Consider the following 12,824-nt stretch of genomic DNA (forward strand, 5'->3'; position numbering starts at 1 on the left):
TTGCGTAACGCGGTGCTTGGGCCGCCTAGTATCGCGCGGTCACGATGCATTCATGACCGTTCGCGACCGTTCACGGCGCGTTCCGCAGCAGGTCGAGCGCCTGGAGCTCCATGCGGCGATGCGCGCTGTTCGCGGGCGACGCGTTGTTCGTTGTGTTGAAGACGGCGATCACGGCGGCTTTCGTGAGGGGATTGAAATAATAGAACGATCGAAAGCCGGCCTGGCTTCCCGTGTGGCCGAGGAGTCGTGTTCCGTTGTGGTCGATGACGAAGAACGACAGGCCCATCCATTGTGTGGGCGCGGCCTCGTAGCCTTGAGACATAGGTTTTCCGGGCTGCCACATCTCGTTCAGGCTCGAGGGCTGGAGCACGATCGCGTAGCGGTCGTGCGACATGCCCGGGATCACCGCGCCGGTGAGAAACGCCGTGTACTTCGCGAGATCGCCGACTGGCGCGTTCCAGGCGCCGTTCGGTGACGTGATGCCGGGATCGAAGTCCGCGCCATTGTCGACGAGGCGAGTCGCTCCAGTCGTATCGCGCACGTAGTTGTAGTTGTGCGAGCGATGCGCCGCGAGATAATACGGCGTCGAGCGGAAGTAGCTTCGCCGGAGCTCGAGCGGCGCGAAGATGTTTTTGTGAACGTAATCTTCCCATGGATCGCCGGTGATCTGCTCGATCACGCGCGCGAGATAGATGAAGCCGGGATTCGAGTATCCATATCGCGAGCCGGGGCGAAACTCGAGCCGCTGATACGGCATCATCGCGACGAGCTGGTTCCACGTCGTCGGCTCGAACGGCTCCCAGGGCCGGCCCTGGCTGTACGGCCACGTCGGATTCTGGAAACCGGCGGTGTGCGACAGCACCATGCGCAGCGTGATGCTGTCCATCATGCTATACGGATCATGCATTGAATGCATCTCGGGCACCCACTTCACGAGCTTGTCGTCGAGCGACAGCTTGCCGCGGTCGCGCAGCTGCATGATGGAGATCGCCGTCAGCGATTTCGTGATCGATCCCCAGTGAAAGATCGTCTCCGAGTCGACGGGCACGTTCGCCGCGCGATCCGCCGAGCCCGTGTCGTAGCGGCCGAGCACCGTGCCGTCGCGCATGTAGATGACGCTCGCGCCGACGACATGATCGCTGTCGACGTAGGTCTGAAACGTCCGCGTGAACTCCGGCCACGCCGCCGGGACTTGTGCCGGGCCGGCTGCCGCGAGAAAGAGGAGGGCAGCACCGGGAAGGATGGGTTTCATCCCGCTAGTCTGCACCTCGCCGTCCGCGCCCGCAACGTTCATTATTCGGGTGGTGCCGTTCACGTCATCTCGGATCGAGGAGCCGTCCCATGTACGTCATTCGCGAAGTCATGTACTGCAAGCCGGGCAAGGTGCGCGCGCTGGTCGAGAAGTTTCACGCCATGAACGCGGTGTCGAAGCGGAGCGGCATGCCGGTCATGCGCGTGCTGACCGACTTCGCCGCGGAACGCTACTGGACGGCCGTCGCGGAGATGGAAGTGGAAAGCGTCGAGGCATTCGAGAAGATGATGTCGGGCCAGTCGGGGCAAGGCAGCGAAGAAGACATGAAGGAGATGGAAACGATCATGCAGGGTTATCACGATCTCGTGGAATACGGCAAGCGCGAGATCTACAAAATCGAGTCGCCGAAGTAGGCACGCGATGTCTGCCGGCCGCCCGTGGTATCGGGAACCTGAAACGTTCATTGCGATCGCCGCGCTCGTCGTGAGTCTGACCGCGGTCGTGGTCGGCGTGTACGAAGCGTGGCTGCAGCGCGCGCACGATCGCGCGGAGGTGTGGCCGCATCTGGAGATCCAGACGTGGGTCGGCGATAGTGGCGCGAAGCTGGACCTCGACAACACCGGTCTCGGCCCTGCCGTCGTGCACTACGTCAGCGTGACGGTGGACGGCAAGCCGCAACGCAATTGGGATGTTGCGCTGGCGACGCTCTTTGGACACACGCCGCCGCCGCACAGCAACGCCACGGTGTATCAGCATGCGCTACGTCCTGGAGATCACACCGAGATGGTCGGATTCGGGGCGGCCTACGTGCCGAAGAATTTTTTTGAATGGGCGGGGCGGGTGACAGTCACGGTGTGTTACTCCTCGGTCTTCGAGGAGTACTGGATGCTCACCGACACGCTCGGGAAGTCGAACAAGTGGGAGACGGTGAAGAAGTGTCCCGAGCAGGGGAAGGGAACAGATCTGTAGGCGGGACAAGATCTGTGCGTCGCTGCGCGGAGGACGTCACTACTCGCGAACAAAAACGTACAACGACAACAACGGACCAGATCTGGTCAGATCTGTTCGTTGTTATTTCTTTGTTCTGCGCCCGTGGCCGGCCGCGGTCTGAGGGATAGATCAGATCTGAACCGGCGCCCCCACCAATATCGGCCGAATCCCCTCTATCGCCGGCGCAAACAACGCCAGCTGATCCGGATCCGGAAACACCGCCGCATACTCCGACACCGTGAACGCCCGCACCATCCTTGCCGCGAACGTATCTCGCAGCTGCCGCACGTACCACTCGGCATCATAGTCGCGGGGATCGTCCCGCAATGGACGATCGGGATCCTCTCGTTCTTCCACCACGCGGCCGCCACCACCGCGCGTTCGATACACGCGCACCCGCTCGCCCACGCGCCAGTGCGTGCGGCCGCTCGAGAGCATCGCCTCGTACGACAACTCCTTCCGCGATTCCCGCGTGGCCGCGTACTCCTCCGGCGATTTCGTCAGTCGCACGCGTGAGGAAACGTCGTACGTGGAGTACTCCCGGCCGCGCAGGCGATCGATCGTGCGCAGGTACACCTCGCGAACGCCGGAGACGTCGTCGACCAGCAGCCGGCCAATCGCGATCTGCAGAAACTCCGCCGCAAACGGCTCCATGCGACTCGACCGAAACGCCACGCCCGTCAGATTCAGATCGCCGTCATAGCCAAGCAGCGCGTAGTTCTTCGGCTCGTGCGACAACATCGCGGCGTAACGTCCCTCGAACTCGAGCTGCACCAGGTTCGGCAGCAAGGCGGCGACCTCCGAGACGGTGCGCCGCTCATCATCCTCGCTCCAGGTCGCGGGCACGGCGAAATACACGCCGTCCGTATCCGCCTCGAGCAGCGTCACACCGCGCTCCGACAACGCGCGGCACATGAGCGCCAGCGTCTCACGCCCATGACGTGTGATCTCGTTAGCCGCGTTGACATCGGCGAGTCGCGTGAGTGTCGTCGCGCCGAGATAACCGTAGGCCGAGTTGACCACGATCTTCATCGCCGAGGACATCGCCTCTTGGCTATGCCGCGTCGCGGAGCCTGGCGGCGCCGCGCGCGCAGCCGCCTTCGCGGTGAGACGGGTTTCGACGAGTCGGTCCACCAGCGCCAACAGCACGCCGAGATGATCGCGCTTGGGACCTATACGATACGCACGCATGAGCGACGGATAGAGGCTCGCGACGTCCGCCTTCACCACGCGATGCGCGACGCCCGTCGCGAACAGATACAATGCCGCGCCCGTGTGCTCGGTGCCGTCGCTCTCGTGATGCGCCGGCAACGCCGTATCCTCGCGCAGATACGCGCGCACGATGAGCGGATCGATCACGCCGGTGGCTGGTCCAGCGTCGGCCAGCCGCTCGTACCGACGGGGCACCATCCTCGCGAGCGCGAATGCCGGGCCGCCAAGCAGCCGTGAGAGTTGCGCGACTTCTTCCACGTCCGCGATGGCGTATCGCCGCACACGCGCGGGATCCGTCTTATAAGTATTGTAAATCTCGGCGCCCGGGATCAGCTCGCGCTCGGGCCCGGAGATACCGAAGTGGCGCGCGAGCGCTTTCAATCCGTACCCGGGCAGCTCGCGGACGCCGTGATCGTAACGGCGAACGGCGTCCATGGTGTCGATGAGCTCTCGCCCCGGCGCGACGAACCGAATCTGCCGGTCGTCGTCACGGCCGCTCGGGGCCCCACGCCGTGCGCCGCGCTGCTTGAGTCCCGGCGTCTCGATGCGGCCGAGGGTCAGCGGAACGCGTAATCGCCGCGCGCGCTGCTCCAGGAACGGCAGGTCGAAGCCGTGCAGATTGTGATTCTCGATGACGTCTGGGTCGGACTCGCGAATTCGGTCCATGAGGCGCCGGATCAGCGCGGCCTCGCCCGCATCGTCGTGCGACGAACACTCGAGCGTTTCGGTCTGGCCGTTCGGGTAGCGGATCGAGACCATGAACATCCGGTCGTGCGACGAGTCGAGCCCGGTCGTTTCGAGGTCGAATTGCAGCCGGCGCAGGTCGTCGAATGATAGATCTCTAAAATACGTGCGGCCGCTGGCGACGAGATATTGTTCATCGAGCGGCAGCGCCAGGACCTGATCCGCCTCGTGGAGCTCGCGAATGTGGCCGACGTGACGCCCCAACCGCCGCGACGCACCGGCGCAGACCGCCGACGTCAGTGTGGAATAATGCTGGGCGGAAACGAGGTAGCGCAGCTCGCCAGGCCCGCTGAGCTCGCGCCAGGTGACGAACGCGTCGTCGTCGCCGGGCCGGCCAAGACGCGGGCCGAGATGGCGAATGTCGTCGGGAAAGCGCAGCAGCAGCCACGGCCGAAACGGCAGCTCGTCGCAGACCAACGCCCCGGAATCAGGAAGCCGGCGCCACACCCGCGCGGTCCCGTCTTCCTCGGCCCACACCGAGACGATGCCCGGTGTGGGATCCCAGCCCCACAACCACTCATCCTGCTTTCGGTCATCGATGTGCCGCGCTGGCGCGGGCGCGAGGGACTCCTCCATCCCCTCAGTGTAATCGCTACTCCGCCGGCTCCGAAGGCGAGTGATACACCTTGCTCGCGCTCGCCGGACACTGCACGTCGGGATTGAAGTCGGCGAACAGCCCGTCGCGATTCGGCCTCCACGCCCACACGTGCATATACCAGTACTTGAAATTGTCCTCGTGCTTCATGCGCTGGCCGAGCACTTCGGGCGGTGTGGAGTCGCGGCTCCAGAAGCGATATGGAACGATGAACTCCACGCCATTCAAGCGATACACGCCATTCGGCAATCGCTCGTAGAGCAACATCTCGGGATGCTCGACGTCCACGACGCCGTCCGCGAGATCGCGGTTCAAGTGGTGATAGCCCATCGCGCCGTGGTGCTCGTGAATGATGCAGTCCGTGACGGTGCGCGGGTATCCGGCGGCGACCGCCGAATCGAGATCGCGGAATGGGCGCGTGGCATCGCGTAATCGCGCGAGATCGCGATCGGCAGGCGATGCACTGGCGAGCATGGGTGCCGGTTGCATCGCGCGACCGCACGCCACCATGACGAACAGCGTGGCGGCGAATGCAATGACGGCAAGCAAGAATGGTCTTCGCAAACGATACCTCGACCCGGAGAGCGGTGAACCTCGAGGTGTCACGCTCGCGCGGGCCGAGGCGACCGTCAACGACGGTGGGACGAACCGTTCTTCATTCGGTGCGCATCGCACTCACCGGATCGGCGCCGGCCGCGCGGCGCGCCGGAATGAGCGCGGCCACGACAGCGACGAGCGCGATCAGGAACGCGACCGAGCCAAGGACGAGGGGATCGAGCGGCTGGATGCCGTACAGCACGCGATTCAGGCCGAACGCGATGGCGATGGTCACGATCAGACCGATTGCCGCTCCAATCCCGACGCGCCGCCCACTCTCCCACAACACCATTCGCACGAGCCGTGCGCGTGTTGCGCCGAGTGCGGCGCGCACACCGATCTCGCGGCGGCGACTCGAGACGGAGTATGATGCCACGCCGTAGATGCCCACCGCGGCGAGCACCAGCGCAATGACACCGAACGATCCAAGCAGCCCCGCGCCGAGACGCACGGGGAGCAGCGTGATTGCCATGTCGTCGCTCATGTGAACGACGGGTGGCGGAGGCAACGTCGGGGCAACGTCGTGCAGCAGCGACCACACCGCGCGTCGCGTGCTCGCGAGATTCCCGGACGTGCGCAGGAGCAGCGTCATTTCCTCTCGCGGATCCTGCGCGAGTGGCACGTAAACCGTGACCTTCGGTGCCTCACCCGGCATCACATAATTCGCATCGCGCACGATGCCGACAACTTCAGTGAGCGGCCCCGTCGCCGATCCAAAATGAAAGCGCTTTCCGAGTGCGTCGCCGGTGGGCCAGTAGTGGCGCGCGGCCGCCTCGTTGATGATTCCGACGCGCGGCGAACCCTTCGCGTCGGTTGGGAGGAATTCGCGGCCGCGAACGAGTGACTGGCGCACCGTCTCGAAGAAACGCGGGCCGATCACGTTGAAATAGACGTAGGGCTGTTCGCGGCGCGTGCGCACCGTCATTCCTTCCGGCGCGAAGCCCGTTTCCATGTTGCTGCCGCTGAGCGGAATGACGGCGGCGAGCGACGCCGACCGCACGCCCGGCATTCTGGCCGCGGCATTGACGATGTTCGCGAGCATCGCCGCCTTGTCCTGCGCGGGCGGAAGAAGACCGAGATCGACCGTTGCATCGACGACGCCGTCGGCGCGGAAGCCGGGATCGACCGAACGACTGCTCGCGAGACTCCGCAAGAAGAGCGACGCGACCGCGAGCAGGATCACGCACAACGCCGCTTGCGCGACGACGAGCGCGCCACGCCGCGAGCGACGCCGTGCGCTCGTCTCGCCGCCTTTCAGAAGTCCGATCAGATCGGGTGACGCGGCACGCATCGCCGGCGCCACGCCAAACAACAACGTCGTGAGCAACCACAGCGCAGTCGTGAAAAGGACGACGTGCGCGTCCGGCGCGAAGTACGTCGAGTCGATGCCCGCTTCGGGCGGCAGCGCGCTCGGAATTGCGTGCGTGAGTGCCCACGCGGTCACGAACCCCAACGCTCCGCCCGCGACGGCGAGGAGCAAACTCTCGGTGAGGAGTTGACGCACGAGACGATTGCGGCTCGCGCCGATCGCCAGGCGAACTCCCATCTCCGTGCGCCGTGCCGCGGCCCGGCCGAGCAGAAGGTTGGCGACGTTCGCGCACGCGATGAGTAGCACCATCGCGACCATGACCATGAGAAAGGCCGATCCCGCCTCGACGCCGACGCGCTCTTCGGCATTCACGCCGCGAACGTGATCGAGTTGCACGTGCATTCCGTCGTAGCGCACGCTGTCCGTACGCGCAAGCTGCGTCATCAAGCCGCGCAGCTCGCCCTCGGCCTGTTGCTGTGAGATACCGGCCTTGAGCCGCGCCGTCGTGTAGAAGCTGCCTCCGAACTCATCGAGCTTTTGTCCCGTGAGGACCGGCGCCAGCGAAAAGGGAATGAACACGTCGGGCGACCAGGAGAGCACGGACGTTCGGAACTCCGGCGCAAGCACGCCGACCACCGTCACCGGATGCGCGGCGATGATGATCTGCCGCCCGATTACTGATGAGTCGCCGGCAAACTGCCGCTGCCAGAACGAATTGGTGAGCACGACCACCGCGCTGCGGCCGCCATCTCGCGCTTCGTCGACATCGAAGGGGTGCCCGAGCGCGAAGCGCGGCGCGAGCGCGGGGAAGTACCCACGCGTAACGTAGGCGGTACGGATGCGTTCGTCCTCTGACGCAGCCGACGCACGAAACGACATCGCGCTGGTCCGCTCGCCGAACATGTACTCCAGCGACTTCGAACGATCGCGAAGCCACGCCAGATCGGTGTATTCGAATGGGCTATGACGATTCACGTATACGCGAAGCAGGCGATCGGCGCGAGCTCCGGGAATGGGCCGCAGAAGCAGCGCGTTCACGACGGAGAAAACCGTGGTGTTCGCCGCGATGCCGAGCGCGATCGATACCACCGCGACCACGGTGAACGCGACGCTTCGGCGAAGGCCGCGCAACGCGTAGCGCACGTCGTACCGCAGCGTGTCGAGCGCCATGCTGATGTTCATTCGTGTCTCATGGCGGGCGTCGAGCCGCTCGACTTCGCGCCGCACGCGGGCAACGTCGCCGAATCGGCGCAGCGCTTCGCCTTCTGCCGCGTCGCGCGTCATGCCGTGTGCGACCAGCTCGTCGATGGTCGAACCGATGTGGTCACGCAGCTCGTCGTCCAGGTCGGCGGCCGCATTGGGGCGAATGAATCGCAGATACCGCCGCCAGGTTGGCTGCGTCGACTCTGGTTCGCGCGCATCGCGATCTCGTGGGGGCATCATTTGGCCTCGGCGTTCAAATGACGTGCGTGGGCATGAAGTACCTTGCCGACGGCGCTGACCAACCGCTCCCACCTCTCGGTGCGCTCGCGCAGCGTTCGGCGTCCCAGCGTGGTCAGGCGATAGTACTTCGCGCGGCGATTGTTCTCGCTCACCCCCCACTCGGCGCTGATCCACCCGCGATGCTCCATGCGGTGCAGGGCGGGGTACAACGCGCCCTCCTCGACGTCGATGTCGCCGGCCGTCGCCTGTCGCACCCACTGCGCGATGGCGTAGCCGTTCATCGGGCCCCACGACAGCGTTTTCAGAATGAGCACGTTGAGGGTGCCTTGAATGAGATCGACGTCGCGGTCGGCCACGGGCGCTCCAGTAGTGCGGTAAGGGGAAAAGGATATTCCCCTAGTACGGTTATGGCAACGTGGGGTTTCAGGCGCCGCGCCGCCTGTCATCCTGAGCGAAGGCGCGGAGCGCCGGAGTCGAAGGACCCCGTCCCGGCGGAGGAGTCGCACGCAGCGCTCCGCTGAGCGAGGAGTCAGGATGACCAGCGTCACGTTCTGCATCAAAACAAGGCAAGCCGGGCCGCGGTCGATTCACATCCGTTTAATAGTTGACTGGTGAGGTTCTTGCCCCTCCGCGACGCATGTCGAATCGCATCGTACGCGCTCTTCTATGGATGTCGTCGGCCGCGCTCGCCGCGGCGTGTGGCGGCAACGCACACCTGCCGGTGTCGGCGGGCATGGGTCCGGCGCCCGAGCTGCCAGGCCCCGAAAAATCACTCGTGACCGTGGTGCGAGTCGAAACGGCGAAGGGATGGCCGGCCGGCACAACGCCGACAGCGGCGCCGGGGCTCGCCGTGCGCGCGTTCGCGATGAACCTCGACCATCCCCGCTTCCTGTACGTATTGCCGAACGGCGACGTGCTGGTCGCCGAGTCGAACGGACCGGTGCGGCCCGAGGATGATCCCAAGGGCATCCGCGGCTGGTTCATGAAATACTATTTCAAGAAAGCTGGTGCGTCGGTACCGAGCCCGGACAAGATCATCCTGCTGCGCGACGCGGACGGCGACGGCGTTGCCGAAACGAAATCGGTATTGCTCGACAGCCTGTACTCACCATATGGCATCGCGCTCGTCGGACAGACGTTGTACGTCGCGAATGCGAATGCGCTGATCGCGTATCCCTATCATGACGGCGACACCCGGATTACCGCGGCGCCGCGCAAGATCACTGATCTGCCGGGACGGCCGTACAACCATCACTGGACGAAGAGCCTGCTCGCGAGCCCCGACGGCTCGAAGCTCTACGTTGGCGTCGGCTCCAACAGCAACGCCGCCGAGCATGGCATCGAAGCGGAAGCCGAGCGTGCGGCGGTGTGGGAGATCGACGCGAAGACTGGCGCGCATCGCGTATTCGCGAGCGGGCTGCGCAACCCGGCTGGATTGGCGTGGGAGCCGGAGTCGGGCGCGCTCTGGGCGTCGGTGAACGAGCGCGACGAGTTGGGCAGCGATCTCGTACCCGATTACATGACGTCGGTGCGCGACGGGGCGTTCTACGGATGGCCGTACAGTTATTACGGACAGCACATCGATGCTCGCGTGAAACCGCAGCGGCCGGACCTCGTCGCGAAGGCGATCGCGCCGGATTACGCGCTTGGACCGCACACGGCGTCGCTGGGACTCACCTGGTCGAAGAACGCGACGCTGCCTGCGCCATTCACGCACGGCATGTTCGTTGGACAACACGGCTCGTGGAATCGCAAACCGGTGAGCGGCTACAAGGTGATCTTCGTTCCGTTCGCGGAAGGAAAGCCGAGTGGCGCGGCGATCGACGTGCTGACGGGATTCATCGACGGCGACGACGCGCACGGACGCCCCGTTGGGGTCGCGATCGACAAGCGCGGCGCGCTGCTCGTCGCGGATGATGTCGGCAATGCGGTGTGGCGGGTGACGCCGGGTGGAGGACGCTGAGCTCAGTCGCTGCGCAGCGCGTCGACCGGATTGAGTCGCGCCGCGCGCCGCGCGGGCACATAGCTCGCCGCGACGGTCGCGGTGCCGAGGAGCACGAGTGCGGCGAGGACGGCCGACGGATTCGCATCGACGCCGGCGAACATGCCGCGCAACGCGCGCCACGCCCAGAATGATCCCGCGACGCCGGCGACGGCGCCCAATGCGGACAACGCCAATCCGTCGCGAAGCACCTGCGTCATGACCTCCCCCGGCGTCGCACCGAGCGCGCAGCGCACGGCAAGTTCGCGCGTGCGTTGCACCACCCCTTGCGCGACGACTCCATATAGTCCAATCGCGGCAAGCACCAAGGCGATACCGCCAAAGGCGCCGATCCATGCACTGGCAATGCGCTGTGGGCGAATCTCGCTCGCCACGTGATCGATCAGCGGCTGGGCGCCGAACACCGGCACTCGCGGATCGACGCGCATGAGAAAATCGTGAACGGCCCGCGGCGAAGGCGGTACGCCGTGCTTCCCGCGCACCACGATCGCCGGAAATAGCTCGGCGTGTTGGGTAAATGGCACATACATCACGAGCGGCGGATCGCTCGTCAACGAGCGATGGCGCGTGTTCGCGACGACGCCGACGACGCGCATCGGCGGCCGGCGAGCGCCGCTCACACTCGGCCACGACAGATATTGACCGATCGGATTCGCCCGCGGCCAAAACGCGTCCGCGAGCGCGCGGCTCACGAGAACGACCGATTCACTGCGCTCGTCGTCGGCCAACGTGAAGGCGCGTCCCGCGAGCAGTGGAATGCGCATCACGTCCAGCAGATTCGGTGAGATCGCATCCACCGCCACGCGCGTGCCGAGCTCGAATTCGTGTCCGTCGAGTGCGCCGGGCGGCGGCTCCTGACCCGGGTGAAACACCGACACGCGCGTCGCATACTCCTGCGGCGGGACCGTGGACGTGAGTGCCACGGCGTCGAACGACGGATCGGACTGGCCTCGCGCGTAGAGCGCGCGCTCGAACTGCCGGCGCGCGGCCGAATCGTAGCCGATGTCCCGCAGCTCCGGATAATCGAACGTCAGGCCGCGCGCGTCGAATCCGGGATCGACGTGCATCAACCGCTGGAACGCGCTATAGACGATCGACGCGGACGACAGCAGGACCAGCGAGGCCGCCACTTGAAGAACGACGAGCGCGCGCTGGCCTCGCGTGCGCCGCCGAATCGCTCCGCCCGCGCCGTCCTTGAGCAGCACGGCGAGATCGGTCCGCGACGCGTGCACACTCGGGAGCAGAGACACGAGTATGGCTGTCGCCGCGGCGACGGCGATTGTGACGAGCAATACGCGGCGGTCGATCGACAGGTCGACGGCGTGAATCGACACGATCCCGCCAACGATCGACGTCGTTCGCACGAGCAGCTGCGAGAGTCCCAATCCGAGCAGCGCTGCGGCGGAGGCGATCAACGCGCCCTCGATGACGAGAAGCCGGGTGAGCGATGCGCGCGACGCGCCGAGCGCGAGTCGAGTTGCAAACTCGCGGCGCTTTGCCGATGCGCGTAGGAGGGACAAGCTCGCGACGTTCGCGCAGGCGAGCAGCAAGAGCAACGCGACCGCCAGCGAGAGCAACCGCGGCATGCGCGCGGCGTCGACGCGCTCTTCGAACGTCATGCCCGCGCCCGCGAACACGCGCACGCCGCGGCCCTTGTTCGATGCATACGTCGACGCGAGGCGCGCGGCGACGGTCGACAGATCGCTCTGCGCTCGCTCGAGCGTCACGCCAGGGCGCATCCGTCCGATCAATCGCAACCATCCCGAACTGCGCGACGTCAGGAAATCGGCGGGCAGACCACCCGGGCTCGCGAACCTCGTTGCCGTGAGCGGAATGAACGCTTCCATCGGATGGAGCGTCATGGCGCCGATGAACCGCCGCGACGCAACGCCGATCACGGTAAATCTCCCTTCGTTCAATGACACGATCCGGCCAATCACATTCGAATCGGCGCCGAATCGCCGCTCCCACAGCGAGTAGCCAAGCACGATGACGGGACCGGCGGGTCCGTCGATCGCATCATGTCGCGTCATGAGCCGGCCAAGCGCGGGCCGCACGCCGAGCACGTCGAAGTAATTGTCGCTGACGTAACTCACCCACGCTCGTTCGGTGGTGCGGCCTGTCGACAACGACATGTAGGTGCCGTTGTACGCGGCGATGCCCGCGAACGTGGTCGTCTGCGCGTCGAAGTCTTTCGCGTCGGGATAGCTGAAGTCGTCGAACGTCGACGTCGGCTGCACGCGTTCCATCGTCGCGAGCTCGGCCGGCGCGGCGATGTCGGGCGGCGGGCGGAGCAGGGCGGCGTTGACCACGGTGAAGATGGTCGTCGATCCGGCGATGCCGACGCCGAGCGTTACGATCGCGATCGCGACGAACCCAGGCGAACGGGCGAGCGAGCGCCACGCATACCGAAGCTCGCGCGCCAGGGCCGCGATGCTGCTTCCCAGCCAGGCGTCGCGGGTAGCTTCTTTCACCTGCGTCGAACCGCCGGTTGCGACGAGTGCCGCGCGTCGCGCGTCGGTCGGTGAAAGGCCACGGCCCTCGTAATCCTTTGTGAGAAGATCCACATACAACGCGAGCTCGTCGTCGAGCGCTTCGTCCACGCGCGCTCGGTGCCGAAGATTCCACCAGAGACTGCGCAACGCGATGAGAACGCGCATGATCACATCGACAGGCTGGA

The 12,824-nt window shown here is 65.5% G+C and carries 9 protein-coding genes; 3 read left to right on the top strand and 6 right to left on the bottom strand.

Annotated features, from left to right (window positions below):
• Positions 1–70: 70 nt before the first annotated feature.
• Entirely contained in the window at positions 71–1,252 is a 1,182-nt protein-coding gene (locus tag VN706_15425; GenBank protein ID HXT17031.1) for a serine hydrolase domain-containing protein, read from the bottom strand.
• An 89-nt stretch (positions 1,253–1,341) separates the two neighbouring features.
• Here VN706_15425 and VN706_15430 point away from each other — a divergent pair, with 89 nt between their 5' ends.
• The gene (locus VN706_15430) at positions 1,342–1,665 is read left to right on the top strand and encodes a hypothetical protein (protein HXT17032.1); all 324 of its coding nucleotides are present in this window, start codon (positions 1,342–1,344) and stop codon (positions 1,663–1,665) included.
• 7 nt (positions 1,666–1,672) lie between these two features.
• Positions 1,673–2,221 (top strand): hypothetical protein, encoded by a 549-nt coding sequence (locus tag VN706_15435; GenBank protein HXT17033.1) that lies wholly within the window; start codon positions 1,673–1,675, stop codon positions 2,219–2,221.
• Positions 2,222–2,371: 150 nt separating this feature from the next.
• On the opposite strand, the gene VN706_15440 is transcribed toward VN706_15435, so the two are convergent.
• The 4 genes from VN706_15440 to VN706_15455 all read right to left on the bottom strand — a co-directional run bounded on the left by VN706_15440 (position 2,372) and on the right by VN706_15455 (position 8,498).
• Positions 2,372–4,774 carry a DNA polymerase domain-containing protein gene (locus tag VN706_15440; protein HXT17034.1) on the bottom strand — a complete coding sequence of 801 codons (2,403 nt, stop codon included), beginning with the start codon at positions 4,772–4,774 and terminating at the stop codon, positions 2,372–2,374.
• A gap of 16 nt (positions 4,775–4,790) precedes the next feature.
• Complete coding sequence (locus VN706_15445; protein ID HXT17035.1) at positions 4,791–5,357, bottom strand: hypothetical protein; 567 nt, start codon at positions 5,355–5,357, stop codon at positions 4,791–4,793.
• A gap of 91 nt (positions 5,358–5,448) precedes the next feature.
• Positions 5,449–8,142 (bottom strand): ABC transporter permease, encoded by a 2,694-nt coding sequence (locus tag VN706_15450; protein ID HXT17036.1) that lies wholly within the window; start codon positions 8,140–8,142, stop codon positions 5,449–5,451.
• Positions 8,139–8,498: a PadR family transcriptional regulator gene (locus VN706_15455; protein ID HXT17037.1), complete on the bottom strand. Its 360-nt coding sequence runs from the start codon at positions 8,496–8,498 to the stop codon at positions 8,139–8,141. The genes VN706_15450 and VN706_15455 overlap by 4 nt, the downstream gene beginning before the upstream one ends.
• 281 nt (positions 8,499–8,779) lie before the next feature.
• Here VN706_15455 and VN706_15460 point away from each other — a divergent pair, with 281 nt between their 5' ends.
• The gene (locus tag VN706_15460; protein HXT17038.1) at positions 8,780–10,105 is read left to right on the top strand and encodes a sorbosone dehydrogenase family protein; all 1,326 of its coding nucleotides are present in this window, start codon (positions 8,780–8,782) and stop codon (positions 10,103–10,105) included.
• Between the two features lie 2 nt (positions 10,106–10,107).
• Here the strand turns inward: VN706_15460 and VN706_15465 are convergent, their stop codons facing one another.
• Positions 10,108–12,804 carry an ADOP family duplicated permease gene (locus VN706_15465; protein HXT17039.1) on the bottom strand — a complete coding sequence of 899 codons (2,697 nt, stop codon included), beginning with the start codon at positions 12,802–12,804 and terminating at the stop codon, positions 10,108–10,110.
• Positions 12,805–12,824: the final 20 nt, after the last annotated feature.

Source organism: Gemmatimonadaceae bacterium (assembly GCA_035606695.1).
GTDB lineage: Bacteria > Gemmatimonadota > Gemmatimonadetes > Gemmatimonadales > Gemmatimonadaceae > JAQBQB01.

What these genes read in the sequence shown, in the direction of transcription:
- VN706_15450 (HXT17036.1), bottom strand. Translation starts at nt 8,142, where the DNA reads ATGATGCCCCCACGAGATCGCGATGCGCGCGAACCAGAGTCGACGCAG.
- VN706_15465 (HXT17039.1), bottom strand. Translation starts at nt 12,804, where the DNA reads ATGCGCGTTCTCATCGCGTTGCGCAGTCTCTGGTGGAATCTTCGGCAC.
- VN706_15440 (HXT17034.1), bottom strand. Translation starts at nt 4,774, where the DNA reads ATGGAGGAGTCCCTCGCGCCCGCGCCAGCGCGGCACATCGATGACCGA.
- VN706_15460 (HXT17038.1), top strand. Translation starts at nt 8,780, where the DNA reads ATGTCGAATCGCATCGTACGCGCTCTTCTATGGATGTCGTCGGCCGCG.
- VN706_15435 (HXT17033.1), top strand. Translation starts at nt 1,673, where the DNA reads ATGTCTGCCGGCCGCCCGTGGTATCGGGAACCTGAAACGTTCATTGCG.
- VN706_15430 (HXT17032.1), top strand. Translation starts at nt 1,342, where the DNA reads ATGTACGTCATTCGCGAAGTCATGTACTGCAAGCCGGGCAAGGTGCGC.
- VN706_15425 (HXT17031.1), bottom strand. Translation starts at nt 1,252, where the DNA reads ATGAAACCCATCCTTCCCGGTGCTGCCCTCCTCTTTCTCGCGGCAGCC.